This window comes from Methylobacterium brachiatum, from assembly GCF_020523825.1.
GTDB classification, from domain to species: domain Bacteria; phylum Pseudomonadota; class Alphaproteobacteria; order Rhizobiales; family Beijerinckiaceae; genus Methylobacterium; species Methylobacterium brachiatum.
In genome coordinates this window covers 114458-140863 of the sequence record NZ_JAJALK010000007.1, presented here as the reverse complement: position 1 = coordinate 140863, position 26406 = coordinate 114458, and the positions used below count along the sequence as shown (strand labels likewise).

27 protein-coding genes are annotated in these 26406 nt (G+C 70.1%); 18 read left to right on the top strand and 9 right to left on the bottom strand.

Annotated features, from left to right (window positions below; genetic code table 11):
- Positions 1–93 precede the first annotated feature (93 nt).
- The 9 genes from LGR69_RS17355 (at position 94) to LGR69_RS17315 (ending at position 10441) form a co-directional block, all read left to right on the top strand.
- Positions 94–1374 carry a glycosyltransferase family 4 protein gene (locus LGR69_RS17355; protein ID WP_230366800.1) on the top strand — a complete coding sequence of 427 codons (1281 nt, stop codon included), beginning with the start codon at positions 94–96 and terminating at the stop codon, positions 1372–1374.
- A gap of 107 nt (positions 1375–1481) precedes the next feature.
- Complete coding sequence (locus LGR69_RS17350) at positions 1482–1802, top strand: rhodanese-like domain-containing protein (RefSeq protein ID WP_230366799.1); 321 nt, start codon at positions 1482–1484, stop codon at positions 1800–1802.
- A gap of 146 nt (positions 1803–1948) precedes the next feature.
- Entirely contained in the window at positions 1949–3106 is a 1158-nt protein-coding gene (locus LGR69_RS17345; RefSeq protein ID WP_007559945.1) for an efflux RND transporter periplasmic adaptor subunit, read from the top strand.
- Positions 3107–3213: 107 nt separating this feature from the next.
- Positions 3214–6411 (top strand): efflux RND transporter permease subunit, encoded by a 3198-nt coding sequence (locus tag LGR69_RS17340; protein WP_007559943.1) that lies wholly within the window; start codon positions 3214–3216, stop codon positions 6409–6411.
- A 122-nt stretch (positions 6412–6533) separates the two neighbouring features.
- On the top strand, positions 6534–7052 hold the full coding sequence (locus tag LGR69_RS17335; protein WP_230366798.1) for a hypothetical protein: 519 nt from the start codon (positions 6534–6536) through the stop codon (positions 7050–7052).
- Positions 7053–7137: 85 nt separating this feature from the next.
- Entirely contained in the window at positions 7138–7917 is a 780-nt protein-coding gene (locus tag LGR69_RS17330) for a lysophospholipid acyltransferase family protein (protein WP_230366797.1), read from the top strand.
- Between the two features lie 150 nt (positions 7918–8067).
- The gene (locus tag LGR69_RS17325; RefSeq protein WP_230366796.1) at positions 8068–8514 is read left to right on the top strand and encodes a hypothetical protein; all 447 of its coding nucleotides are present in this window, start codon (positions 8068–8070) and stop codon (positions 8512–8514) included.
- Between the two features lie 142 nt (positions 8515–8656).
- Entirely contained in the window at positions 8657–9763 is a 1107-nt protein-coding gene (locus LGR69_RS17320) for a DUF2125 domain-containing protein (RefSeq protein ID WP_230366795.1), read from the top strand.
- Positions 9764–9781: 18 nt separating this feature from the next.
- Positions 9782–10441, top strand: a complete 660-nt coding sequence (locus LGR69_RS17315) for a phosphoribosylanthranilate isomerase (RefSeq protein WP_230366794.1) — start codon at positions 9782–9784, stop codon at positions 10439–10441.
- A 10-nt stretch (positions 10442–10451) separates the two neighbouring features.
- Here LGR69_RS17315 and LGR69_RS17310 read toward each other — a convergent pair whose 3' ends face one another.
- The 5 genes from LGR69_RS17310 to rpsA all read right to left on the bottom strand — a co-directional run bounded on the left by LGR69_RS17310 (position 10452) and on the right by rpsA (position 15699).
- Entirely contained in the window at positions 10452–10820 is a 369-nt protein-coding gene (locus tag LGR69_RS17310) for a LapA family protein (RefSeq protein ID WP_091857949.1), read from the bottom strand.
- 19 nt (positions 10821–10839) lie between these two features.
- The gene (locus LGR69_RS17305; RefSeq protein WP_007559930.1) at positions 10840–11151 is read right to left on the bottom strand and encodes an integration host factor subunit beta; all 312 of its coding nucleotides are present in this window, start codon (positions 11149–11151) and stop codon (positions 10840–10842) included.
- A 62-nt stretch (positions 11152–11213) separates the two neighbouring features.
- The gene (sppA, locus tag LGR69_RS17300) at positions 11214–12176 is read right to left on the bottom strand and encodes a signal peptide peptidase SppA (protein WP_230366793.1); all 963 of its coding nucleotides are present in this window, start codon (positions 12174–12176) and stop codon (positions 11214–11216) included.
- A 305-nt stretch (positions 12177–12481) separates the two neighbouring features.
- The gene (locus LGR69_RS17295; protein WP_230366792.1) at positions 12482–13621 is read right to left on the bottom strand and encodes an FAD-dependent oxidoreductase; all 1140 of its coding nucleotides are present in this window, start codon (positions 13619–13621) and stop codon (positions 12482–12484) included.
- A 365-nt stretch (positions 13622–13986) separates the two neighbouring features.
- Positions 13987–15699 carry a 30S ribosomal protein S1 gene (gene rpsA, locus LGR69_RS17290; RefSeq protein WP_007559924.1) on the bottom strand — a complete coding sequence of 571 codons (1713 nt, stop codon included), beginning with the start codon at positions 15697–15699 and terminating at the stop codon, positions 13987–13989.
- Positions 15700–16245: 546 nt separating this feature from the next.
- On the opposite strand from rpsA, the gene serA reads away from it, so the two are divergent.
- Together serA and LGR69_RS17280 are read left to right on the top strand one after the other, a co-directional pair.
- Entirely contained in the window at positions 16246–17496 is a 1251-nt protein-coding gene (gene serA, locus LGR69_RS17285) for a phosphoglycerate dehydrogenase (RefSeq protein ID WP_039902311.1), read from the top strand.
- A 136-nt stretch (positions 17497–17632) separates the two neighbouring features.
- The gene (locus tag LGR69_RS17280) at positions 17633–18109 is read left to right on the top strand and encodes a hypothetical protein (RefSeq protein ID WP_230366791.1); all 477 of its coding nucleotides are present in this window, start codon (positions 17633–17635) and stop codon (positions 18107–18109) included.
- A 24-nt stretch (positions 18110–18133) separates the two neighbouring features.
- Here the strand turns inward: LGR69_RS17280 and LGR69_RS17275 are convergent, their stop codons facing one another.
- Positions 18134–18415, bottom strand: a complete 282-nt coding sequence (locus tag LGR69_RS17275; RefSeq protein WP_230366790.1) for a hypothetical protein — start codon at positions 18413–18415, stop codon at positions 18134–18136.
- Between the two features lie 194 nt (positions 18416–18609).
- Between LGR69_RS17275 and LGR69_RS17270 the strand changes: the two genes are divergently transcribed.
- The gene (locus LGR69_RS17270) at positions 18610–18825 is read left to right on the top strand and encodes a hypothetical protein (protein WP_007559916.1); all 216 of its coding nucleotides are present in this window, start codon (positions 18610–18612) and stop codon (positions 18823–18825) included.
- Between the two features lie 35 nt (positions 18826–18860).
- Here LGR69_RS17270 and LGR69_RS17265 read toward each other — a convergent pair whose 3' ends face one another.
- The 3 genes from LGR69_RS17265 to LGR69_RS17255 all read right to left on the bottom strand — a co-directional run bounded on the left by LGR69_RS17265 (position 18861) and on the right by LGR69_RS17255 (position 20575).
- A complete protein-coding gene (locus LGR69_RS17265) occupies positions 18861–19193 on the bottom strand; it encodes a hypothetical protein (RefSeq protein ID WP_230366789.1) in 333 nt (110 codons plus the stop codon).
- A 429-nt stretch (positions 19194–19622) separates the two neighbouring features.
- On the bottom strand, positions 19623–20201 hold the full coding sequence (locus LGR69_RS17260; protein ID WP_230366788.1) for an NADPH-dependent FMN reductase: 579 nt from the start codon (positions 20199–20201) through the stop codon (positions 19623–19625).
- Positions 20202–20368: 167 nt separating this feature from the next.
- On the bottom strand, positions 20369–20575 hold the full coding sequence (locus LGR69_RS17255) for a hypothetical protein (protein ID WP_230366787.1): 207 nt from the start codon (positions 20573–20575) through the stop codon (positions 20369–20371).
- Positions 20576–20690: 115 nt separating this feature from the next.
- Here LGR69_RS17255 and LGR69_RS17250 point away from each other — a divergent pair, with 115 nt between their 5' ends.
- From LGR69_RS17250 to LGR69_RS17225, 6 genes are all read left to right on the top strand, one after another.
- A complete protein-coding gene (locus LGR69_RS17250; protein WP_230366786.1) occupies positions 20691–21044 on the top strand; it encodes a hypothetical protein in 354 nt (117 codons plus the stop codon).
- A 568-nt stretch (positions 21045–21612) separates the two neighbouring features.
- Positions 21613–21702, top strand: coding sequence for a K(+)-transporting ATPase subunit F (locus tag LGR69_RS17245; RefSeq protein WP_007559906.1), 90 nt, complete (start codon positions 21613–21615; stop codon positions 21700–21702).
- Positions 21703–21721: 19 nt separating this feature from the next.
- Entirely contained in the window at positions 21722–23437 is a 1716-nt protein-coding gene (gene kdpA, locus LGR69_RS17240; protein WP_230366785.1) for a potassium-transporting ATPase subunit KdpA, read from the top strand.
- 1 nt (position 23438) lies between these two features.
- A complete protein-coding gene (locus LGR69_RS17235; RefSeq protein WP_230366784.1) occupies positions 23439–23630 on the top strand; it encodes a hypothetical protein in 192 nt (63 codons plus the stop codon).
- A gap of 50 nt (positions 23631–23680) precedes the next feature.
- Complete coding sequence (kdpB, locus tag LGR69_RS17230) at positions 23681–25771, top strand: potassium-transporting ATPase subunit KdpB (protein ID WP_230366783.1); 2091 nt, start codon at positions 23681–23683, stop codon at positions 25769–25771.
- Between the two features lie 23 nt (positions 25772–25794).
- Entirely contained in the window at positions 25795–26400 is a 606-nt protein-coding gene (locus LGR69_RS17225; RefSeq protein WP_230366782.1) for a K(+)-transporting ATPase subunit C, read from the top strand.
- Positions 26401–26406 lie beyond the last annotated feature (6 nt).

Sequence of the window (26406 nt, the reverse complement as noted above, 5' to 3'; positions counted from 1 at the left end):
CGGCGGCGCTGGCCCTCTCCGGCCCGGCCGGGTACGGGGAGCGCCAGCCGCCCCGCCCATCGCGGAAACGCCCCCGCCACGCCAACGAGGACCATGACCGACCGACCGATCGCCTTCGATCTCACGCGCCTCGTCACGCGGTTGCGCCATGCCAGCCCGTCAGGGATCGACCGGGTCGATCTCGCCTATGCGCGCCACTTCCTCGGCCGGCCCGGGCCGGGCGTGGGCGTGGTCTCGACGGCGTATGGGCCGCGGGTGCTGGACCGCGCGCTTGCCCTCGCCATCGTCGAGGCGGTGGCGGCGGGCTGGGTCGAGGATCGGGACGCGCTCTCGGATCCGGTCTATCGCGGGCTTGCGGCGCGCCTGGGCGCCCCGGCGGCGGCGGCCCCAGCGGCGCCGGCGCCACGGAATGGCGGATCGCAGCGCCGCCGGATCCAGGCCCGGACCGCAGCCGACATCGCCTTGCGCGGGCGCTCGCTCGCGGCCCTGCCCCGGGATGCCCTCTACCTGCACACCTCGCATCTGCGCCTCGACAATCCCGGGCGGTTCGACTGGCTCTACGACCGGCGGGACGTGCGCGCGGCGTTCTTCGTCCACGACCTCATCCCGATCACGCATCCCGAATACGGGCGTGCCGGCGAGGCCGACCGCCACCGGATCCGGATGCGCACGGTGGGTCGGCACGCCGCCGCGATCCTGGTCAACTCGGCCGATACCGGCGTGCGCACCCTCGATCACCTGGCGGCCGAAGGGTTCGGCCGGCCGCCGGTGGCGGTGGGCCATCTCGGCGTCGAGACAGCTTTCGACCGCTCGGGCCCCCGGCTCCAGCCGGACCGCCCGACCTTCCTGGTCTGCGGCACGATCGAATCGCGCAAGAATCACCTGCTGCTGTTCCAGCTCTGGCGGCGTCTGGCCGAGCGGCACGGGGCGGCGACGCCCCGCCTGGTCGTGGTGGGGCGCCGGGGCTGGGAGGCCGAGAGCGCCATCGACATGCTCGAGCGCTGCCCCGGCGTGCGCGCCCACACGATCGAGGTCACCGGCCTCTCGACCCACGGCCTCGCGGCGCTGACCCGCAGCTGCACGGCCCTGTTGATGCCGTCGTTCACGGAAGGCTACGGCATCCCGATCGTCGAGGCGGCGGCCTGCGGCCTGCCCGTGGTGGCCTCGGACATCCCGGTCCACCGGGAGATCGCCGGCGGCGTCGCCCATTTCTGCGACCCGCTGGACGGGCCTGGCTGGGAGCAGGCGATCGAAGCCCTCGCCCGACCGAACGCGCCGCTCCGGACCGAACTCGCCGGCCGCCTCGACGGCTACGTGCCGCCGAGCTGGAACGGCCATTTTGCGGCCATCGGTCCGACCCTCGCGGCGATCTGACGGGTCCGCGCGGAACGCCGTGAGTTGCGCCGGTCGGGCCTGACGAATAAGGGAAAGCGTCAGTCCATAGGGCCGGCCTTCGGCTGGGCGGAACGGAGAGCCTGTCGATGCAGGTGGTCGACCTCGATCGCGAGACGGTCAAGCGTGGGTTGAACGATGGCACGATGCTGATCATCGACGTGCGCGAGGACCACGAATACGAGGCCGGGCACATCCCCGGCGCCGTCTCCCATCCGCTCTCCACGTTCGATCCGCAGGCCGTCGCGGCCCTGATCGCCGCCGATGGCCGCCGCCCGATCCTGTCCTGCGGGTCGGGAATCCGCTCGGTCCACGCGTTGATGGCCGCCCAGAAAGCGGGCCTCGACATCTCCGAGCACTACAAGGGCGGCTTCAAGGATTGGTACGCCGCGGGCGAAGCAATCGAGTAGCGGAATAAAACAATCCGCCCTCACGGGGCCGTGATGTGCGCTCTCGCACAATAAGCACTGGGGCGCGCGGGTTACGGCGCGCCCACCAAGGATTTATCGTCAAGCTCGGTTCGACCGACGGGTCGGCCAACGGACAGCAGGACCCGATGCGCAGCCGGCTTTCCAGCCTCTTCCCCGTGCTCTCCGGTCTCGCTGCCGGCTTCCTGGTCGCGGGCCCCCTGGCACCGATCGCTCACGCCCAGGCACCCGGCGGCCCGCCGCCGAAGGTGACGGTGGCCAAGCCGGTGGTCCGCGAGATCGTCGAGCAGGACCAGTATACCGGTCGCTTCGAGGCGATCGAGAACGTCGAGGTCCGGGCCCGGGTCACCGGATACCTGGAGAAGATCAACTTCATCGACGGCCAGAACGTGAAGAAGGGCGACCTTCTGTTCGTGATCGACCGCCGTCCCTACAAGGCGGCGCTGGAGCAGGCCCAGGCCGCCCTCGCCTCGGCCAAGGCCCGGCAATCCTTCTCGCAGACCGACCTCGAGCGCGCCCAGACCCTGTCCCGGAGCGGCAACATCTCCGAGCAGGTCACGGACCAGCGCCGGCAGGCCTCGCTGACCGCCCAGGCCGACGTCGACAGCGCCCAGGCGGCGCTGAACAACGCGCAGCTCAACTACGATTTCAGCGAGGTGAAGGCCCCGGTGAACGGCCGGATCAGCCGGCGGCTCGTCACCGAGGGCAACATCGTCAGCGCCGACCAGACGATGCTGACCACGATCGTGTCGCTGGACCCGATCTGGTTCAGCTTCACCGTCGATGAGAAGTCGTTCCTGAAATACCAGAACAGCCTCGGCATCGGCATGGGCCAGACCCAGCAGGGTAAGGGCGTGCCGATCATGATCTCGCTGTCCGGCGAGGCGAAGCCGACCCGCAAGGGCACCCTCGACTTCGTCGACAACCGCGTCGACAACGCCACCGGCACGATCCTGCTGCGCGCCACGGTCCCGAACGCCGATCAGTTCATCAAGCCCGGCCTGTTCGGCATCGTCGCGATGCCGGCCACCAAGCCGTTCCAGGGCGTGCTGATCCCCGACGAGGCGGTCGCCGCCAACCAGGACAAGCGCGTCGTCTACGTGGTCGGGCCCGACAACGTCATCCAGCAGAAGGACGTGGTGCTCGGTCCGAAGGTGGACGGCTACCGGGTGATCCGCAGCGGCCTGAAGGGCGACGAGACCCTGGTGGTCAACGGCGTCGCCCGCATCCGTCCGGGGGCCAAGGTCACCCCGGAGACGATCGAGCTGCCCCCGAGCAAGACGTGAGCCTGACCGGCTCGACACGATTGCATTCGCGCACGCCGTGCCGCGTGCGCCGCTTCGACGACGCAGGGCCCCGACCGGGTGACCGGCGGGCCTCAGAGGTTTGACCGATGCGTTTCGCCCATTTCTTCGTCGACAGGCCGATCTTCGCGTCGGTCACGTCGATCATCTTCCTGATCCTCGGCTTCGTCGCCTACGAGAGCCTGCCGGTCTCGCAATATCCCGAGATCGTGCCGCCGACCGTGACCGTGCGCGCCTCCTATCCGGGCGCCAATGCCGAGACCGTGGCCGCCACGATCGCGACGCCGATCGAGCAGGAGGTCAACGGCGTCGACAACATGCTCTACATGACGTCGTTGTCGACCAACGACGGCAACATGCTGCTGACCGTGACCTTCAAGGTCGGCACCAACCTCGATATCGCCAACGTGCTGGTGCAGAACCGGCTCTCGGTCGCCCAGCCGCGCCTGCCGCCGGACGTGCGCAACCTCGGCGTGACCGTGCGCAAGGCCTCGCCCGACCTCATGCTGGTCGTGCACCTGCTCTCGCCGAACAAGACCTACGACCAGAACTACCTGGCCAACTACATCTACCTGAACATCCGCGACGAGCTGCTGCGCCTCGACGGCGTCGGCGACATCACGGTGTTCGGCGGTAACGAATATGCCGAGCGGATCTGGGTCGATCCGAACAAGCTCGCCGCCTACGGCCTTTCGGTTACCGACGTCACCACCGCCCTGCAGGAGCAGAACGTCCAGGTGGCCGCCGGCCAGCTCAACGGTCCGCCCGCGGCCAAGGGCGAGGCGTTCCAGCTGGTCGTCCAGTCGCAGGCCCGCTTCAAGACGCCGGAACAGTTCGCCGAGGTGATCATCAAGGCCCAGGACGGGCGCCTCGTCCGGGTCAAGGACATCGCCCGCGTCGAGATGGGCCAGAAGGACTACACGACCAACTCCTACCTCAACGACACGCCGGCGGTGGGCATCGGCGCGTTCCAACGGCCCGGCACCAACGCCCTCGAGGCGGCGACCTCGGTCAAGCAGGTGATGGAGGTCGTCAAGAAGAACTTCCCGCCGGACGTCGAGTACCGCATCGCCTACAACCCGACCGAGTTCATCGAGGAATCGATCCAGGAGGTCTACAAGACCCTGTTCGAGGCGGTCGGCCTCGTGGTCATCGTGGTGCTGGTGTTCCTGCAGAGCTGGCGCACCGCCCTGATCCCGGTGATCGCGATTCCCGTGTCGTTGATCGGTACCTTCGCGGCGATGGCGGCCTTCGGGTTCTCGCTCAACAACCTGACCCTGTTCGGGCTGGTGCTCGCCATCGGCATCGTGGTCGACGACGCGATCGTGGTGGTGGAGAACGTCGAGCGCAACATGGCCGAGGGGCTCTCCCCGGGCGACGCTGCGCACAAGACCATGGACGAGGTCGGCGGCGCGGTCATCGCCATCGCCCTCGTGCTCGCGGCGGTGTTCGTGCCGACCGCGTTCATCCCGGGCATCTCGGGCCAGTTCTACAAGCAGTTCGCGCTCACGATCGCGGCCTCGACCCTGATCTCCGCGTTCAACTCGCTGACCCTGTCGCCGGCCCTGTGTAAGCTGCTGCTCGTGCCGCACCACGCGCGCAAGGAGCCGAAGTTCTTCCTGACCCGGTTCGTGAACTGGCTCGCCAACGGCTTCAACCGCGCCTTCGACGCCACGTCGAACTTCTACGGGCGGACGATCCGGGTCCTGACCGGCGGGTTCGTCGGACTGGGCGCGATGCTGCTGGTCTACGCGGCGGTGATCGCCGGCACCCTGCACCTCGCCCAGACGACGCCCACGGGCTTCATCCCGGACCAGGACCAGGGCTACCTGATCGGCGTCGTGCAGCTCCCCTCGGGCTCCTCGCTCGACCGGACCACCGAGGTGATGCTGCGCGCCGCCAAGCAGGCGCGGACCGTGCACGGCATCGCCAACGCCGTCATCATCGCGGGCTTCGACGGTGCGACCTTCACCAACACCACCAATGCCGGCGTGATGTTCCTGACGCTCACCGGGGCCAAGGAGCGGGCCGGCGAAGGGCGCAGCGCCGCGGTGCTCACCGGCGAGGTGCTCAAGGCGACCTCCGACATCCAGGAAGCCCGGGTGATCGTGATCCCGCCGCCGCCCGTCCGCGGTCTCGGCAACGGCGGCGGCTTCAAGCTGCAGATCGAGAGCCGCCAATCCTCGGAGATCGGTCCGCTCATGGCCGCCGCCGGCGAGGTGATCGCCCAGGCGAACCAGAGCGCCGACGTGCAGCGCGTGTTCACGACCTTCGACAACGCGACGCCGCAGCTCTTCCTCGACATCGACCGCACCATCGCGCGGATGCTGAACGTGCCGCTCGCCAACGTGTTCTCGTCGGTCCAGGCGGATCTCGGCGGCACCTACGTGAACGACTTCAACACGTTGGGCCGCATCTACCAGGTGCGCCTGCAGGGCGACGCCGCGTTCCGGTCGTCGATCCAGGACATCTCGCAGATCAAGGTGCGCTCCTCCACGGGCGCGCTGGTGCCGATGGGCACGCTGGCCTCGGTGCGCGACGTCACCGGGCCGCAGATCGTGCAGCGGTTCAACCTGTACTACTCGGTGCCGGTCCAGGGCGTGGCCAAGCCGGGCGTCTCGACCGGTCAGGCGCTCACCGCCATGGAGGAGATCGCCAAGAAGGCGCTCCCCGAGGGCTACTCCTACGACTGGACCGAGATCGCCTACCAGCAGAAGGCCGCGAGCGGCACCGCCGGCGCCGTCTTCGCCCTCGGCGTGCTCCTGGTCTTCCTCGTTCTGGCCGCCCAGTACGAATCGTGGGCCCTGCCGATGGCGATCCTGCTGGTGGTGCCCACCGGCGTGCTCGCGGCTCTGGCCGGGGTGCAGTTCCGGGGGCAGGACAACAACATCCTGACCCAGATCGGTCTGATCGTGCTGATCGGCTTGGCTGCCAAGAACGCGATCCTGATCGTCGAGTTCGCGCACGACATCGAGCAGCGTGAGCACCGGGGCCCGGTGGAGGCGGCGGTGGAAGCCTGCCGGCTGCGCCTGCGCCCGATCCTGATGACCGCCTTCGCGTTCATCCTCGGCACCCTGCCGCTGGTGATCGCCACCGGCCCCGGCGCCGAGATGCGCCAGGCCCTGGGCACCGCGGTGTTCTTCGGGATGATCGGCGCGACCTTCTTCGGCCTGTTCCTCACCCCGGTCTTCTACGTGGTGATCCGCCACTTCTCGCTCTGGCTCGGCCGCCTGCGCGGCAAGCCGTCCCACGGCGACCATGGCGGGGCGGCCCCCGCCCACGGTTGAGGCGAGACGTCGTTCCGCCGGCAGCTTGACGATCGCAGGATCTCAGAGCCGCGCCCGACCCTGACCGGTCGGGCGCGGCTTCGTTTTGCGAAGGCGTGGGGTCTTCGGTGTAGAAGCCTGTCATGCACGTCCTCGGCCGCCTGCTCCTCGGAGCCTTCGCCCTCCTGCTCGCCGTCCCGGCCGGCGCCGCGATCCTGGTTCTGGCGCTGCTCGTCGACCCCACGGCCAATGCCTGGCTCACGGGCGGGGCGCTCGCCGGCGTGGACATGGCGCTGTCCGACCTCTCCGCCGGACTCCCGCCGGAAGGGTTGCTCCTTCTGGTCGCCGGCCTCGCGCAGGCGTTGTTCGTCCTGCTGTTCGTGCCCCCCGCCCTGGTCGGTTTCGCCGGCGAGATCTTCGCGCGCCGCGGTTACCTCTGGTACGGCGCCGGGGGCGGCCTGCTGACCGCCGCCCTGCCCTGGCTGGCGCGGGGCGCGGTGCGTCCGCAGACGACCGGCACCGCGCCGGGGCTTCTCGCCGCGGAAGCGCGCCTGACGCTGATCCTGTTCGTCGTCGGCGCCAGTGCCGGCCTGATCTACTGGATGGTCGCCGGGCGCAGCGCCGGCTTCTCGCGTGCGGAGCCACATGCCTGTGGCGCATGAGCGGTTCGGTCCGGTGTCGGACCGTCCGCGCTTGGCCGCGGGCGCCTCTGCGCGCTAGAGGAGGACCGCCACGAAGCGGATTCCGATGCTCGCCCTGCGCTCCCTCGCCTTCAACGTCTGCTTCTACGCCATGACGACGCTGCTGGCGTTCGGCGGCCTGCCGACGCTGGTCTCCCGCCGCGCGGTGTTGCGGCTGGCCCGGCTCTGGGGCCGCCTGACCCTGTGGCTGCTGCGCGTGGTCGCCGGCATGCAGGTCGAGTTCCGCGGCCTCGAGAACATTCCGAACGGCCCGCTGCTGGTGGCGGCCAAGCATCAATCGGCCCTGGAGACCCTGGCGCTCTGCACGGTGTTCCCGGAATTCGCCTACATCCTGAAGCGCGAGCTGCTGCTGATCCCGCTGATCGGCTGGTACCTGTCCCGCAGCGGTATGGTGGCGATCGACCGGTCCAAGGGCGCCCGGGCGATGAGCCTGATGAACGCGGCCGCGGCCGACGCCATCCGGGAGGGGCGCCAGCTCATCATCTTCCCGGAGGGGACGCGCCGGGCCGTGGGGGCGCCGCCCGCCTACAAGCAGGGCCTGTCGCATCTCTACATGGCCCTCAAGGTGCCCTGCCTGCCGGTGGCCCTGAACACCGGGCAGTTCTGGGCGCGCAACAGCCTCATCCGCCGGCCCGGCAAGGCTGTGATCCAGTTCCTGGAGCCGATCCCCCCGGGCATGGGCCGCCAGGAATTCCAGGCGCTGGCCCAAGAGCGGCTCGAGCTGGCGTCCAACGCCCTGCTGGAGGGCGGCCCGAAGGGGTTTGCCGCCGAGGCCGATTCGGCGCCGGCCGCCGAAGCTCCGGCCGGAGCCGCGCAACGCCGCTGATCGTTCCGGCCGGCCGCGGGCCGAATTTCGCCAGCCACGCCATGACGATGGCCCCTGCGGACGCTTGTGGATAACCCGGGCGATCACCACATTCCTCCTCAGGAACGTTGTGCTTGACGCCTGTGGATATCGCGCGGTAGGTTGGAACAAATGGCGAACAGAAGAGCCCTGTCCTGGTCGGCCGCGCTTCGCGACCTGAAGGACGATCGCACGCGGAGACAGGATGTGCGTGAAGAACGCCTCAAGACCACCGCTGGCCTGCGCGGCACGCCGGCCCTCCCGCTCTCGGCCTGGCGCGGGCGCTCGGGCCGGCGCTACGTGGTCGGGGTCCATCCGGCCGGCGCCTTCGATCTCGACGAGATGGCGGAAGCCGTGGTGATCGCCGTGCGGCGCGACGATACCGGCATTGCCGAGATGGTCTCGGTGGCGACCTCGAACGAGAGCCCGCGCGACCATCTCCGGCGGACCTGGCTCGACCGGGTGCGCACGCGGGGCGCCACGGAGCTGCACGTGCATCGCCTGGCCGATGACGAGTCCGAGCGGACGGCGATCGTCAACGACCTGCAGCTCGACACGATCGAGCCGGCGCAAGTCTGAGCCGAAAAACCGGTTCCGTCGGGCGGATCGGTCCGCCCGCCGGTCGACCGATCCCGGCGCCGCCCCAGTTTTGCCCCGTGCATGGCCTCAAGGCGGGGCCGGCAGCCCCGTGATCCGGGGCGGATGACGGGGAGCGGGATGCATGGTTCAGGATCGGACGCAGCCGGGTCTTGATGCGCGGGCCTCACGGGCGCAGACCGCGCGACGGTTCCGGCTCGGTCTGTTCCTGCCCTATATCCTGCTCGCGCTGATCGCGGTCACCTGGTCGGCCGGCTGGTTCTGGCTCCGGGGCCGGGCGGCGACGGAGATCGATGGCTGGATCGCCCGGGAGGCGGCAGCCGGGCGTAGCTGGACCTGCGCCGACCGGTCGCTCACCGGCTATCCGTTCCGGATCGAGCTGCGCTGCAGCGCCGTCACCCTGGAGCGGTCCGATGGTCGGTTCCGCCTCGGCCCGTCCACCGCGGTGGCGCAGGTCTACCAGCCGCGCCTGGTGCTGTTCGAGAGCGCCGGGCCGTTCCACGTCGAGCAGGGCGCGCTGACCGGCGACGCCGCCTGGAGCAAGCTCCAGGGCAGCGTCCACGGCGCGTCGGACGGGTTCACCCGCGCCTCCCTGGTGGTGGACGGCCCGAACGTCACCGTCACCGGCGCCGATCCGGGGCCGATCGCGGTCACCGGCCAGCATCTGGAGCTGCACGCGCGGCCGACTCCCGGCCGTTACGAATCCGAGGGCGCCGTCGATGTCAGCCTGCGCCTGGCCCAGGCCGTCGTCCCGCAGCTCGACGCGCTCACCGGCAACCCCGCGCCCGGTGACCTGTCCCTGGACGCGACGCTCACCCAGGCCACCGTCCTGCGGACCGGGCCGGTGCCGCGGGAGCTGGAGCGCTGGCGGCAGGCCGGCGGAACCCTCGACCTGACCGGGTTGTCCCTGGCCAAGGGCGCCCAGCGCATCCAGGCGAAGGGCGCGCTCGCCCTGGACGATGCCCATCGTCCGGTCGGGCAGCTCGACCTGCGGGCGGCCGGAATGGATGCCCTGATCGGCAGCGTGGTCGGCCAGCGCTTCGGCTCGGACAAGGGCGCTCTGGTCGGCCAGCTCGTCGGCGGCCTGCTGGGTCTGGGTCGGCAACCCGAGCCGGAGGCGTCGGCGGATGCGGCCCCGCTCAAGCCCCTGCCGCCGCTGAAGCTCATCAACGGGCGCCTGGTGTTCAGCGGGTTCCCGATCCCGAACGTCTACCTGCCGGTCCTGTACTAGATCGGCTATACCGCTGCGATGTCCGCCCCGCTCCCACCGGCCCGCGTCAAGATCTGCGGGCTCAGCACGCCCGAGACCGTCGAAGCCGCTCTGGCGGCCGGCGCTGATTGGATCGGGCTCGTCCACTTCCCGCGAAGTCCGCGCCACGTAGCCTTCGACCAGGCGTCGCACTTGTCGGCGCAGGCCCGGGGGCGCGCCGAACGCGTGGTCCTCCTGGTCGATCCGGACGACGCGGTGGTGCGGGCGGCGATCGAGGCGGTCGATCCCGACCTGATCCAGCTCCACGGGCGCGAAAGCCCGGAGCGGGTCGCGGCGATCCGCGCGCTCGCCGGCCGGCCGGTGATGAAAGCGATCGGTGTGGCCGCCCGGGCCGACCTCACGGCGATCCCAGCCTATGCCGGGGTGGCGGACCGGATCCTGCTGGATGCCAAGCCGCCGGCCGGGGCCGCGCTCCCCGGCGGCAACGGCCACCGGTTCGAGTGGTCGATCCTGGACGGCGCCGACTTGCCGGCGGGCACGATGCTGTCCGGGGGGCTCGATGCCGGCAATGTCGGCGAGGCTCTATCCCGGACGGGGCTCGGAGCCGTGGATGTGTCCTCGGGCGTCGAAACGGCGCCCGGCGTCAAGGATCCGGAGAGGATCGCGGCTTTCGTGGCCGCGGTCCGGGCGGCACGCTGACAGGCGCGGCTCAGCGCGGCGCGGGCAGCGCGGTCCGGTTGGTGTTGGGGACCGTGTAGGGGCCCTGCGTCTCGCTCTCCGGGGCGTAGGCGCGGAGCCGGTTCGCCTCGCGCTCGTAGCGGGTCGCCTCGCGGCGGTGGTAGCGCACATTCGCCCGGGTCTTGCCCTGGCCGAGCCAGGTGAAGACGCCGCCGACCACGATGCCCAGGGCCACCGCGCCGAACAGGATCGCGTAGAGCGGCAGGTTCACGCTGAACACCGGGGCGTCGGCGTTGAACGGGTCGAAGGAGAGCGGCACCGGCGCCCGGTTGGCGACCGCCAGCAGGATCACCAGGGCGGCGATCGGGAGCAGCACCAGGCTCTTCAGGAAACGGATCATCGCGCTCACAGACCTCTTCCTACTCGGCAGCCGACGCGCTCTCGCCGATGCCCGCGGCGTTGAGGCGCTGACGCATCTCCTTCCCGGTCTTGAACACGGGAATCGCCTTCTCGGACACGGCAACGGCCGCGCCGGTGCGCGGGTTGCGTCCCTTCCGCGCTTCTCGGCGCTTGACCGAGAAGGCGCCGAAGCCGCGCAGCTCGACCCGGTCGCCCCGGGCCAGCGCATCCGAGATGGTGTCGAGGATCGCGTTGACCAGGATCTCGACGTCGCGCTGGTAGAGATGCGGGTTCTGCTCGGCGATCTTGAGGACGAGCTCCGACTTGATCATGGCGTCTGGTCTTCTCGGGGAATCGGGGCGGGCTTCCGGGCTGCCGTCTCGGTCGGGGGCGCTCAGGGCTCCGGGCGCCACAGGACGAGGAGGCCCCCGCCGGCCGTCTCAGCCTGGGTGCCGACGGCCCGCAGACGCCCGGCGAGCCCGTCGAAGCCCAGCAGGTCCGCGCCGATGCCGGCGGCCGACCACAGGGAGAAGTCGCTCTCCTTGCTCGGCTTCCAGTCCTTGATCGGCAGGTCCTTCGGGACGCCCCGGTCCTTCTCGAGCCAGGCTACCGCCTGGCGTTCGCCGCCCAGCTCGTCCACCAGCTTCAGGGGCACGCTCTGGCGGCCGCTGAACACCCGCCCGTCCGACACGACGGCGAGCTGGCCGGGATCCATGCCACGGCGCTCGGCGACGAGGCCCTTGAACCATGCGTAGGTGTCGCCGACCACGGCGGCCAGGGCCGCGCGCGCCTCCGGGGTGGTCGGGGTGAAGCCCGACGGTTCGGCCTTGAGCGGCGAGGATTTGACCGACTCGACCTTGACCCCGACCTTGTCGAGCAGCCCCGACAGGTCCGGATACTGGAACAGCACGCCGATCGAGCCGACCAGGCTGGTCTCCCGGGCGACGATATGGTCGGCCGCGATGGCGGTGATGTAGGCGCCTGAGGCCGCGGTGCCGTCCACGAAGGCGACCAGCGGCTTCTTGGCAGCGAGCGCGCGCAGGTTGCGGAAGATTTCCTCCGACCCGGTGGTGGCGCCGCCCGGCGAGTTGATCGAGACGATCACGCCCTTCACGGCGTCCGACTCGCCGACCCGCTTCATCAGCTTGGCGGTCGATTCGCTGCCGGCGATGAAGCCCGAGACCGAGATGCGGGCGATCTGCGGGCGCACCGCGAAGGCGCCGTCAGGGCCGGTCCGGACCCGGTAGCCCAGGGCGCCCACCGCGACGATCAGGCCGCCGATCCCGAGCACCCGCCACAGGGACAATCTGCGGCGCAGGCGCCGGCGGTCGATCAGCAGTTCGGCGTCGGCTGCCATGCGTACGCTTCCCCTCGCCTCCCCGGATCGACCCCGAGCTGGGGTGCGGGGGCGAGGCCCCGCGCCGGGCAAGTCCTTGGTTTCCTTTGCGTCGCGCGGCCGGAGCCGTACGACGCCGGTGTTCTAGAGCATTTTCCGCGGGCCTGGATATGGGCCGCGCGAAGAAAATGCGGTGCCCCCGGGCAGACCCTCAAGCCGGGCTGTCCGCGGGCAGCCCGCGGGGTGGCGATCCGGTCCGGTTGGCGGGCACAGGTCTCTCGATGGATCTCTTGCCTGGCGCGCATGCGCTGCGTGAGAGCGACCCGTCAGGGACGCTTACGCCCCCCGCCCTTGAACAGGGCGACGACGCTGTGGGGCGCCCCATCCCCGAAGAACCGCGCCAGATTCTCCGCAGCGGCGATGGCGAATTCGGTGCTGCGGGGAAACAGATCGCCCTCATACCGGCTGAGTGCGGCCTCCACGCTGTCGGGCGCGGCGATGAGCGCCCGGGCGAGGTCCGCGCCGTCGTACAGGGCGAGGTTCGCCCCCGCGCCCGAGAACGGCGACATGAGATGCGCGGCGTCGCCGAGAAGCGTGACGCCGGGGACGCGCGCCCAGCGATGGTCGGTCGGCAGCGCGTGGATGAGCCGCAGGATCGGGGCCGTGTCGCTATGGCCGACCAGGGCGGCGAGCTGCGGCGCCCATCCTGCGAAGGGCCCGGCGATGCGGGCGAGACTCTCGGGCGCATCCGGGATGCCCATGGCCGCGAACCATTCCGCCGGCTGCCGCAAGGCCGCGTAGATGTGCAGCGTCCCGTCGGCATAGCGGTGGGCGAGAATGCCCCGTCCCGGCGCGAGCGCCAACAGCGTGCCGCTGCCGATCGCGTCGGCGCTGTCCCGGTATCGCGCGGCCCCGGCGAGCAGGGACGTCTCGACGAACGCGATGCCGCTATAGGCTGGACGTGCCTTCGACAGGCGGGGGCGCACCGTCGACCAGGCGCCATCGGCGCCCACGAGCAGATCGGACGTGACGGTCGCACCATCCGCGAAGGTGACGGTGTGCCGTCCACGCGCGCCGGGCGCGACGGAAACGACCTTGTGACCCCATCGGATCGTTCCGGGCGGCAGCGCGGCGATCAGCATCCGCCGAAGGTCGCCGCGACCGATCTCGGGACGATGGCCCAGAGGGCTGCCGGGCTTGTCGAGCAGGACGGCGCCGTCCTTGTCGACGATGCGCTTCGCATCCTCTCCGGGGCGGACGCGGGCGAGGAAACTCTCAAACAGCCCGGCGGCCTTCAGCGCGGCCTGGCCGGTGTCCTCATGAAGGTCGAGCAGGCCGCCCTGGGCCCGCGCCTCGGCGGACGGTTCGGCTTCGTAGATCGTAGCCGCGACGCCGTGGAGATGGAGGATACGGGCCAGCACGAGGCCGCCGAGGCCCGCGCCGATAATGGCAATCGCCTGTCGCATGGGTGCGCTCCTGCGACCGCAGGTTCACAGCGCCGGGGGCGTTGCTGGCTGCGGCGCCCGACAGTGTCGGGCTGCTCTTTCGGAGACGCTGGCCGAGCGGGATGACTTCCGCGCTCGGCCTGTGCGCGACGACCCGGAACCGGCGCCGTTTTTCGCGACGGTCATGAGAGTACCGCGCCGTCCCGGGTCGGACAACCGGCCTCGGTCCGACCGAGGCCGGCCCCCGCCCGCACCGGCCCGGTGATGCGTCCCGCTTCGACACGGCACAAAAAGAAAGGCCCGCGCGGGACGGGTGTCCCGCGCGGGCCTTGGAACTGATCCGAGGTTGCCGCCCGGACAGGCCGGGCGGCGAGAACCATCTGGGCTCACTCGTCGTCGGTGCGGGCCTTCTTGAAGGCCGCGCCGAGGATGTCGCCGAGCGAGGCGCCGGAATCGGCGGAGCCGAACTGAGCCATCGCCTCCTTCTCCTCGGCCACTTCCAGGGCCTTGATCGAGACCTGGACGCGGTGGGCCTTGCGGTCGAACTGCACGACCCGGGCATCGAACTTCTCGCCGGCGGCGAAACGCTCGGGGCGCTGGTCGCCGCGGTCGCGAGCGAGTTCGGCGCGACGGACGAAGGTGGTCATGTCGGTGTCGACGATCTTCACCTCGACGCCCGAATCCTTCACCTCGACGACTTCGCAGGTGACGATCTGACCCTTCTTGATCTCGCCGGCCTCGGCGAAGGGGTCACCGCCGAGCTGCTTCACGCCCAGCGAGATCCGCTCCTTCTCGACGTCGACGTCGAGAACCTGGGCGCGGACCATGTCGCCCTTCTTGAACTCCTCGATGACCTGCTCGCCGGGACGGTTCCAGTCGAGATCCGACAGGTGAACCATGCCGTCGACGTCGCCCTCGAGGCCGATGAACAGGCCGAACTCGGTCTTGTTCTTGACCTCGCCCTCGACCTCGGAACCGACCGGGTGCTTCTCGGAGAAGGCCTCCCAGGGGTTCTGCAGGGTCTGCTTGAGGCCCAGCGAGATGCGGCGCTTGACCGGATCGACTTCCAGGATCTGAACCTCGACCTCCTGGGAGGTGGAGACGATCTTGCCCGGATGGACGTTCTTCTTGGTCCAGCTCATCTCGGAGACGTGGATCAGGCCCTCGATCCCCGGCTCCAGCTCCACGAAGGCGCCGTAATCGGTGATGTTGGTCACGCGGCCCTTGAGCTTGGCGCCCTCCGGGTAGCGGGCGGCGATGCCCTCCCACGGATCGGCGAGCAGCTGCTTGATGCCGAGCGAGATGCGGTGCGTCTCGTGGTTGATCTTGATGATCTTGACCTTGACCGTCTGGCCGATGGTCACGACCTCGGACGGATGGTTCACGCGGCGCCACGCCATATCGGTGACGTGCAGCAGACCGTCGATGCCGCCGAGATCGACGAAGGCGCCGTACTCGGTGATGTTCTTGACGACGCCGTCGATGACCTGACCCTCTTCGAGGTTGGCCACCAGCTCCGAGCGCTGCTCGGCGCGGCTCTCCTCGAGCACGGTCCGGCGCGACACGACGATGTTGCCGCGGCGGCGATCCATCTTGAGGATCTGGAACGGCTGCGGGGTGCCGAGCAGCGGGGTGACGTCGCGGACCGGGCGGATGTCGACCTGCGAGCGCGGCAGGAACGCCACGGCGCCGTCGAGGTCGACGGTGTACCCGCCCTTGACCTGGTTGAAGATCGTGCCGGTGACGCGGTCGTTATTCTCGAACGACTTCTCGAGCTTGACCCAGCTCTCCTCGCGGCGCGCCTTGTCGCGCGAGATGACGGCTTCGCCGAGCGCGTTCTCGATCCGGTCGACGTAGACCTCGACCTCGTCGCCGACCTTAAGCTCGCCTTCCCGGCCGGGGCCGGTGAATTCCTTGAGCGCGACACGGCCTTCCGTCTTGGCGCCGATGTCGATGACGGCCACGTCCTTCTCGATCGCGACGACGCGACCCTTGACGACGGACCCTTCGGTGATCTCGTGTTCGAGGAAGCTCTCCTCGAGGAGGGCGGCGAAATCATCGCGGCTCGGGCCACGCCCCAGAGCGGTACCTGCGGACATTCTCTCTCCTGAACGGCCCCCGGCGGGGGCCCGTTGCGTCGGCGGCTCGCGTTGCACGCACCCCCGGTTCGCCGCGGCCGCTCCCGTAAACCTTCGGGGGAGAGGCGGCCGGTCCCGCGGGATCCGGCTTGCCGACGCGTCGATACGGATGACGAGGGCGATCCAGCCGGCGACTCGGCGGCGCACAGAATCTTGAGCGCGCGCGAAGCGGAATCCGGGAGGACGCGCGCTCCATACCGCATCGGCTTAACGACTTCAACCGAGCGGGTTTCTCGGCTTCAGGTGCCTGCCGCGACGGCCGTGACGACGGAGCCGCCGGCGCGCGAAGGCCGCTCGGGCCGCCCGCGCCCGGCCCTCCCGCGCGGCCTCGAACGGCGACCGGGCGTGCAGCCCTGCCGTGATCGGCGCCATGTTGCGTCGCACAGGGCAGGCTCGTATCGCTGGCCCCGAGACAGACCCGCGGGACGGCCCGGCATTGCCGCGCGCGACCGTCCCGCCGCCGGACGAACGATCCCCATGACTTCCGAGCCCATGACTTCAGAGCCCATGACCCTCGACAAGCTCTCCCTGCCCAAGGACAAGATCCGGGTTCTGCTGCTCGAAGGCATCAACGACAGCGCCGTCGCGCTGATGCAGGCCGCCGGCTATACGAACCTGACCCGGTTGCCGAAGGCCCTCGACCGCGAGGCGCTGCACGAGGCGCTGCAGGGTGTGCACATGCTCGGCATCCGCTCGCGCACCCAGCTCGACGCGGCGGCCTTCGAGGCGGCGGACCGGCTCCTGGCGGTGGGCTGCTTCTCGGTCGGCACCAACCAGGTCGAGCTCGAGGCGGCGCGCCATCGCGGCATCCCGGTGTTCAACGCGCCGTTCTCCAACACCCGCTCGGTGGCGGAGCTGACCATCGGCGAGATCGTGATGCTGCTGCGCCGGATCGTGCCGCGCTCGGTCGGCGCCCATGCCGGCCGCTGGGACAAGTCGGCGACGGGCTCCCTGGAGGTCCGCGGCAAGACCCTCGGCATCGTCGGCTACGGCAATATCGGCACGCAGCTCTCGACGCTGGCCGAGGCGATGGGCATGCGCGTGCTGTTCTACGACCACACCGACAAGCTGCGCCACGGCAACACCGAGCCGACCAAGACCCTGCACGACCTGCTGGCCCAGTGCGACGTGATCTCGCTGCACGTGCCCGAGACCGACGCCACCGCCAACATGATCGGCGAGGCCGAGATCCGCGCCATGAAGCCCGGCGCGTTCCTGATCAACAACGCCCGCGGTACGGTGGTCGACCTCGACGCCCTCGCGGCGGCCCTGCGCGACGGCCACCTCAAGGGCGCGGCCGTGGACGTCTTCCCGGTGGAGCCCGGCTCCAACGCGGAAGCCTTCGTGAGCCCGCTCCAGGGCATCGAGAACGTGATCCTCACGCCCCATATCGGCGGCTCGACCGAAGAGGCCCAGGAGCGCATCGGCGCCGAGGTCGCCCGCAAGCTGGTCGATTATTCCGATATCGGCTCGACGGTGGGCGCCGTGAACTTCCCGCAGGTCCAGCTGCCGGCCCGGCCGACGGGCACGCGCTTCATCCACGTCCAGCGCAACCTGCCGGGCATGCTCGGGCGCCTGAACGACGTGTTCTCCCGCGGCCACGTCAACATCGCCGCGCAGTACTACCAGACCGACGGCGAGGTCGGGTACGTGGTGCTGGAGACCGACGCCACCGACGCCGATGCCGAGGCGCTGCTCGCCGAGATCCGCGCGATCCCGGGCACGATCCGGGCGCGCCTGCTCTACGAGCGCCGCTGAACCGGAGCGATTTCGCCGCCGCCGCATCGAACGCGGGCCCTGTTGCCGCGTTCGCCTTGCGCGGCGGGCTCGGGCGCTGTTCAAGTCGTGCCCGGCCGCGTTGCTGATGGATCGGCCGGCCGGCGGAGGATGTGCGGTGACGAAGCGTATTGGATGCGGATTGGCCGGCCTCGTGCTCGGTCTGGCCGGGACGATCTCGGTCGTCTCCGATGCGTCCGCCGATTGCCTGCGCCGGATCTACAACCGCTCGACCTACGTGCTGGTCGCCCGCCAGGATGGCGGCCCGCCCGTCACCCTTCTGCCGAGCCGGTCCCTGCCGGTGCGGCTGTCGCGGCCCGGGCAGATCGACATCTCGGCCTATTGCGGCCGCCCGGAATTCGGGGCCGCCCCGGTCACCCAAGCGAGCTTCGATTACGAGGCCGTGCTGGACCGCTGCTTCGTCCGGTTCGGGAGCGACGAATTCTTCGCCTCGCAGATCGGCCGCGGCTTCTTCGGCACGCAGGAGACGGCGCCGTTCACGGTCAACAACCCGCGCCAGGGCGATATCGTCCTCGGCCCGTCCGCCCTCCCCGCCTGCCCGGTGCCGGGTGCGGTGCTTAGCCGGCGCGGCTGAGGGTCAGCGCCCCGTCGCGACGCGCTAGAGATAGTGCCGGAAGACGACCCGCCGGTCCTCGGCGGCGCCGGGCGGCGGCGAGATCGGCGTCAGGAAGGGGCTGGCGAGCCGCAGCGCGATCAGGCTGATGGCCGTGAGCACCGGGGCGACGTATCGAAACGGGCGAGCGAGCATGGGCGCCTCCGTCGCGACCTTGCCGATCCAGGCGGTGACCTGAATGCAGCCCTGACGCGTGACCGGAGCATCGCATCGCGGGGCGCGATCGGACGTGCCGAAGCGCACATGCGTCACGTTCAGCCGGCTCATCAGGCGCGGGGCGTCGCAATCCGCACGCGCCGGCCGGCCCGATCATCCGCGGTGACGCCGCTCCGATTGCGTCCGCGGCCTCGCTGGCGCCTGCCGCGTCACGCTCCTATGGTGACCCTGTGCGGGAGTTTCGCTGCGCGTGCCGCGACGGAGCTTCCCTTCGCCGAACCAACAGCGTGAACGAGGACGCGCGTATGCTGACCCAGACTGGCAACACGATCCTGCGGGGGGATCTCGGCGTCGAGGAGACCATCGAGTCCGACAACATCGTCCGGTGGGACGGCGAACGGCTCTACGTCGAGCAGGACGTGTTCCACAACGGCCAGCTCGTCCACCGCAAGTACCGGCGCACCGTGTCCGAGCCCGTGGCCCACGCGCTCTGGGCGATCATCAACCGCGCCAAGCAGTGATGCACCGCCGGTAAGGCCCCGGCGCCGCGCAGGCGTCAGGCGGCCACCGCGTTCAGGGGCGCGGTGGCCGAGAGCCGCTCGGCCGGCAGTGCGTCCAGCCGGGCATGGGCATTGTCGAAGGCGCTCCGGAGCGTCGCGCTGGCATCTTCCACCGCGACCAGCACCGCCAGCTTCTGGGAGGTGGCGCGATCCGCGATGCTGCGGGCGGCCGAGAGCAGCGATTGCTCCAGGCTCTGGAACTCGGCCGCGGCCTCCTTGCCGGTCTCACGGGTGGCCGCCGCCAGCCGCTCGAGCGCCGCCTCGAGGGCATGACGCAGGACAAGCGTGCGCACGCGCTCCTGAAGGAGCGCCCTCTCGTCGAGTTTCATCGGAATCCGTCCGCGATGGGGAACGCCGGGAAGATCTCACACTTCCGCGGTCCGTGCAGCCACCTTTTTGCAACAGCGCAATACAGCTTTCCAATCGAGCCCGTGATCCGTCGGAATATCGATCGTTACATCCTCAAGATTTGTTCTGGAGTTTAACTGTCGATCTCAAAGACAAGGCCGCTTCTCGGCTCTGTTTTTGTGCTTTCAATTTGGTTCTGGCGACGTCGGTGGACGTTTGGGGCGCCGGATTTAAATGGTCATCGGATATTCGTCGCCCGGCGCCTGGCACCGCTGTCGATCGGTTCGCATCGCGCCTGCCGTGGAACCATCGCCCACGGCGGGCGATCTCGGAGCGATGCCCGTTGCGGGATCGCTGCGCGGGGCACGACAAGACGGTCGCGTATGGACCGGATCTACGGCATGCGCCCTTCAGTACGGCGTCCCGGCCTTGCGCCGCTCGCCGAGAGCCTCGGCATACCACGCGAGCTCGTCGAGAAACTTGGAGGCTGCCGTCTCGATCCAGGCATCTGTGGGCGTTCCGTCCTCCGCAAGGGCCTTTTGAAGGCGCGGGATCGGCAGGAGCGACGGGATGCTGGGCATGCCGAGTTCGGCCAGCATCGCCCGGAGCGGCATCGCGGCGCGGACACCGCCGAACTGGCCGGCGGAGTAGCAGCAGATCGCCGACGGCCGCCAGTAATACTCCTCCAAGAAGTGGTCGAGGGTGTTCGACAGGGCCGGGGGAACGCCGTGATTGTACTCCGCCGAGACCACCAGGAAGGCATCCGCGCCCCGGTAGAGCGTGGCGAGCCGCTTCAGCGGCTCCGGGGCGGTACCGGCCGGGTATTCCTTGTACATGCGGTCGAGGAGCGGAAGGCCCAGCTCGGCGGGATCGACCAGCGGGGCGACGTGCCCGCGCGCTTCGAGCCGGGCGATCAGGAACCGGGCCGCCCGGATGCCGATACGGTCCGAGCGGACGCTGCCGAGGATGACCGGTACGGTGAGGGACATGGCAATCTCCGATCCGCGAATTCGCCCCTGACTTACAGCATCGCGCGGGCTGTGGCGCCGGGGATCATCATCCGACGTTTCGGCGGCGCATGGTTACCTTGTGAAAACCGATCGACCACGTTCCGCGCGGCGGTTCGGTCATCGCCCTGACGCCGTGATCCGGCCGATCAGGCCTTGGACGAGGTCGAGAGGGCGGAAGCCGCCAGCCCGACCGGTCCGGCGGTGGTGTAGGCGGCGATCGCCTTCGTGACCTGCTGCAGCAGCGCCTGCAGGCCGTCCTCGATGCCGCTGAGCGGGTTCGCGTCGCCGCCCGAGGGGCCGGTGGCCTTGGCAGCCGCCGTGCTGTCGTTCCCGGAGGGGGTGGAACCGGTCACGTCCGGGCTCGCGGAGCCGGCGGGACGGGCGTGGGGCCCCCGATGGTGATGGATAGGCGCGGGATTCCCCGAATCCTGGCCGTCCGCCGAACTGGCGTCGGACGCCGATCCATCGGTGACGCTCGTCGACGATGTGGGCGGTGCCAGGCCACCCTGCGCGTTGATCTGGCTGAAGTCGGATTGCACCTGCAGCAGCGACGCCATCAGGTCGTTCGAGAGCGCGGGACCGGACGCCGTGCTGCCGGAGGCCGTCGCGGCCCCCGTGGCATTCGATGCGACCGTCGCCTGGCTGGCGACCGCGAAGGGGTTTCCGTCCGTCTGCTGCGCCGACGTCGCCCGCGTCTGCCGCAGAGCGCTGAGCAAGTCCCGCTGGAGGCTGCTGCTCGTGACCGAACCGACCGACATGAAACGCCCTCGCGAAGTTCCTGTGCGAGAGCAGGCACGGCGCGTTCCAGAATTTTCCCTGTGATTTCAAAGGGCGGAGAAGGGATCACGCCGGCAGGATCGACCGCGCGGCAGATTTTGCCGGCGTCGGGGCGGTGTCTTGCGTCGGGGCGGTGTCTTGGCCCAGGCTGAGAGCTAAGGGCGCACGCCGTGCCCTGCTGACACTGGCGAACACGCAAGCTGCCGAACGCGGTCGGGGCGCCTCGCGTGAGGGCTGACGCATTCACATCCCGACTTAAGCAGGCCGCGACGAGCCCCTTCTCCCGTGCGGGAGAGGGGACCCGTGCCGCGTCCGGGGATGCGTGAAACCGCCCCCCGGCAGGAACGCGCGCCCGGTCCGGGCACGGCTCCGCCCCGCCGATCCTGATGCGATCCTTATAAGATCGCCCTCCCCTCCGTCTCGAACCCTAACGCGGTTCCCGCCCACAATCCGGGTCGGCCGGGATCGGTCGCGGCACGGCCGCGGGTCGTCCGGCGAACCGACACGGACCCATCATGCCCGATCTCATCGTCATCGCCGCGGGGCTGGCCTTCTTCGCCCTGAGCGAGGGCTACGCCCTGCTCTGCGACCGCTTCTGAGGAGACAGGCCGCCATGAGCCTCGACCTCACCCTCGGCGCCCTCACGACCCTCGGGCTGCTCGGCTACCTCACCTACGCCCTCGTCCGCCCCGAGCGGTTCTGAGCGTTACGGACGGACCCCCATGACCCTCAACGGCTGGATGCAGATCGCACTGTATTGCGCGGTCGTCTTGGCGCTCGTGAAGCCCCTCGGGCTCTACATGACGCGCGTCTTCAACGGCGAGCGCACGCCGCTCTCGCCGATCCTGGCCCCGGTGGAGCGGGCCTTCTACCGCGTCGCCGGCATCGATGCCCGCCAGGAGCAGCACTGGCTCGCCTATGTCGGCGGGGTGATCCTGTTCCACCTGCTCGGCTTCGCGCTGCTCTACGCGATCCTGCGGCTCCAGGCGCTCCTGCCGCTGAACCCGGCCGATCAGGCCGCCGTGGCGCCGGACCTCGCCTTCAACACGGCGACGAGCTTCGTCACCAACACCAACTGGCAATCCTACGGGGGCGAGACCACGCTCTCGTACCTCGCCCAGATGCTGGGGCTGACCCACCAGAACTTCCTGTCGGCCGCCACCGGCATCGCCGTGGCGGTGGCGCTGATCCGCGGCTTCGCCCGGGCCTCCTCCGGCACGATCGGCTCCTTCTGGGTCGATGTCACCCGGGCCACCCTCTACCTGCTGGTGCCGCTCTGCATCCCCTACGCGCTGTTCCTGGTCTGGCAGGGCGTGCCGCAGACGCTCGGCGCCTCGATCGACGCGACCACGCTGGAAGGCGCCAAGCAGACGATCGCGATCGGCCCGGTGGCGAGCCAGGTGGCGATCAAGATGCTCGGCACCAACGGCGGCGGTTTCTTCAACGCCAACGCCGCGCACCCGTTCGAGAACCCGACCGCGCTGTCGAACTTCGTCCAGATGGTCTCGATCTTCGCGATCGGTGCGGCCCTCACCAACGTGTTCGGCCGCATGGTCGGGGACGAGCGCCAGGGCTGGGCGATCCTCGGCGCCATGGGATTCCTGTTCCTGGCGGGCGTCCTCGTCACCTACTGGGCCGAGGCGCAGGGCGGCTCCGTGCTCAACGGCCTCGGATTCGCCGGCGGCAACTTCGAGGGCAAGGAGGTCCGCTTCGGGATCGTGGCCTCGGCCCTGTTCGCCGTGGTCACGACGGCGGCCTCCTGCGGTGCCGTCAACGCCATGCACGACAGCTTCACGGCGCTCGGCGGCATGATCCCGCTGATCAACATGCAGCTCGGCGAGGTCGTCATCGGCGGCGTCGGCGCCGGCCTCTACGGCATGCTGGTCTTCGTGATCGTGGCGATCTTCGTGGCCGGCCTGATGGTCGGGCGCACCCCCGAATATCTCGGCAAGAAGATCGAGGCGCGGGAGGTGAAGATGGCGATGCTCGGCATCCTGTGCCTGCCGCTGATGATGCTGGGCGGCACCGCCCTCGCCACCGTGCTGCCGGCGGGGCTGGCCGGTCCGGCCAATGCCGGGCCGCACGGCTTCACCGAGATCCTCTATGCCTACACCTCGGCGGCGGCCAATAACGGCTCGGCCTTCGGCGGGCTCACGGCCAACACCCTGTTCTACAACAGCACGCTCGGCCTCGCGATGCTGGTCGGCCGGTTCTTCGTGAAGATCCCGGTTCTGGCGATCGCGGGTTCGCTCGCCGCCAAGAAGACGCTCCCGGCCTCGGCCGGCACCTTCCCGACCCATGGCGGCCTGTTCATCGGGCTGCTCGTCGGGGTGATCCTGATCGTCGGCGGCCTGACCTTCTTCCCGTCCCTGGCCCTGGGCCCGGTGGTCGAGCACCTCGCCGGTTCGGCCGGCCAAACCTTCGCGACGGGCGGCTGAGATGCGGCGCACCCTCCCGACCCGGCGCATGCCGCGCCACCACCTGATGCTGCACCGGGCTCCGCCTGCGCGGCATCGGGCCGGCGCGCCGCCGCGGACCTCCGACCTCGTGCTGGCGCTGCTCGGCGTCCTGCTGCTCGCGGCCCTGGCGCTGATGGCGGCCCACGCGCTCACCGCCGGCACCGCCCCCTGACATCCCGAGGCGCGCTTGCGCCTCCCCGCCCCTCTCCGGACACCCGATCCATGTCCCGCAAGACCGCATCCCTGTTCAGCCCCGCCCTGGTCGGGCCGGCGCTCCTCGGCTCCGTGAAGAAGCTCGACCCGCGCGCCATGATCCGCAACCCGGTCATGTTCGTGGTCGAGGTCGTGGCCGCGCTCACCACCGTGCTGTTCCTCCGCGATGTCGCCACCGGCGCCGGCGACCTGCTGTTCTCCGGCCAGATCATCCTGTGGCTGTGGTTCACCCTGGTCTTCGCCAATTTCGCCGAGGCCCTGGCCGAGGGCCGCGGCAAGGCCCAGGCCGACAGCCTGCGCCGCACCCGCACCGAGATGATGGCCAAGCGTCTCACCGGCCCGGGCGATCACTACGAGACCGTCCCGGGCACCAGCCTCAAGGTCGGCGACGTCGTGCTGGTCGAGGCCGGCGAGCTGATCCCGTCCGACGGCGAGGTCATCCAGGGCGTCGCCTCGGTCAACGAGGCGGCGATCACCGGCGAATCCGCCCCCGTCATCCGGGAATCCGGCGGCGACCGCTCGGCGGTGACCGGGGGCACGCAGGTGCTCTCCGACCAGATCCGGGTGCGGATCACCGCGGCGGCGGGCTCGACCTTCGTCGACCGGATGATCGCCCTGGTCGAAGGCGCGTCGCGCCAGAAGACCCCGAACGAGATCGCGCTCAACATCCTGCTCGCCGGCCTGACCATCGTGTTCGTGTTCGCGGTGGCCTCGATCCCGAGCTTTGCCGCCTATGCCGGCGGCGCGATCCCGCTGATCGTGCTGGTCGCCCTGTTCGTCACCCTGATCCCGACCACAATCGGCGCGCTGCTCTCGGCCATCGGCATCGCCGGCATGGACCGGCTGGTGCGCTTCAATGTCCTCGCCCTGTCGGGCCGGGCGGTCGAGGCGGCCGGCGACGTCGACACGCTGCTCCTGGACAAGACCGGCACGATCACGCTGGGCAACCGCCAGGCCACCGAGTTCCGGCCGATCGCCGGCGTGACCGCGGCGGATCTCGCCGACGCGGCTCAGCTCGCCTCGCTCGCCGACGAGACCCCGGAGGGCCGCTCGATTGTGGTGCTGGCCAAGGAGACCTACGGCATCCGCGCCCGGGACATGGCCGGCCTCAATGCCAGCTTCGTGCCCTTCACCGCCCAGTCGCGCATGAGCGGCGTCGATCTCGACGGCGTCTCCATCCGCAAGGGCGCGGTCGAGGCGGTGATCGCCTCGGTCTCGGCGCAGCCCATGGCGAGCCGGGGTTCGAACGCCGCCCTGGCCTATCAGCCGGAAGCGGAGCCCGAATCCGTCGCCGAGATCCGCGCCATCGCCGAAGAGATCGCCAAGGCCGGCGGCACGCCCCTGGCGGTGGCCCGCGACGGCCGGCTGCTCGGTGTCGTCTATCTGAAGGACATCGTGAAGGGCGGCATCCGCGAGCGCTTCGCGGAGCTGCGCCGGATGGGCATCCGCACGGTCATGATCACCGGCGACAACCCGATGACCGCCGCCGCCATCGCCGCCGAGGCCGGCGTCGACGATTTCCTCGCCCAGGCCACCCCGGAGGACAAGCTGGCGCTGATCCGCGCCGAGCAGGCCCAGGGCAAGCTGGTGGCCATGTGCGGCGACGGCACCAACGACGCCCCGGCGCTGGCGCAGGCCGATGTCGGCGTCGCCATGAACACCGGCACGGTGGCGGCCCGTGAGGCCGGCAACATGGTCGACCTCGACAGCGACCCGACCAAGCTCATCGAGATCGTCGGCATCGGCAAGCAATTGCTGATGACCCGGGGGGCGCTGACCACCTTCTCCATCGCCAACGACGTCGCGAAGTACTTCGCGATCATCCCGGCCATGTTCCTGGGTCTCTACCCGCAGCTCCAGGCGCTCAACGTCATGGGCCTCGCCTCGCCCCAGAGCGCGATCCTGTCGGCGATCATCTTCAACGCCCTGATCATCGTGGCGTTGATCCCCCTCGCCCTGCGGGGCGTGACCTATCGGGCGGTCGGCGCCGCCGCGCTGCTGCGCCGGAACCTGCTGATCTACGGGCTCGGCGGCGTCCTGGTGCCGTTCGCGGCCATCAAGGCCATCGACCTCGCCGTCACCGCCCTGCACCTCGCCTGAACCCGTTCGCCGGAAGACCCGCCATGCTCACGCAGCTTCGCCCCGCCCTGGTCCTGCTCACGATGCTGACCGCGATCACCGGCCTCGCCTACCCGCTGGCCGTCACCGGCCTCGCCGGCCTCATCTTCCCGGCGCGCGCCGCCGGCAGCCTGATCGCGCGCGACGGTCACGTCGTCGGCTCGAGCCTGATCGGCCAGAGCTTTGCCGGGGCCACCTACTTCCACGGCCGCCCCTCGGCCACGAGCGCCGCGGATCCCGCCGATCCGACCAAGACCGTGCCGGCCCCCTACAACGCGTCCAATTCGTCGGGCTCCAATCTCGGCCCGACGAGTGCCGCGCTGGCCGAGCGGGTCAAGGGCGACCGCGACGCGCTGGCCGCCGAGAATCCCGCCCAGCCGGTCCCGGTGGACCTCGTCACCGCCAGCGGCTCGGGCCTCGACCCGGACATCTCCCCGGAGGCCGCCCTGTTCCAGGTCCCTCGGGTCGCCAAGGCCCGCAACCTGCTCGAGGAGCGCCTGCGCCAGCTCGTCGCCGCGCAGACCGAGGGGCGCACGCTGGGACTGCTCGGCGAGCCCCGGGTGAACGTGCTAGCCCTCAACCTCGCCCTGGACGGCCTGGCCCCGCGCTGAAGGGAA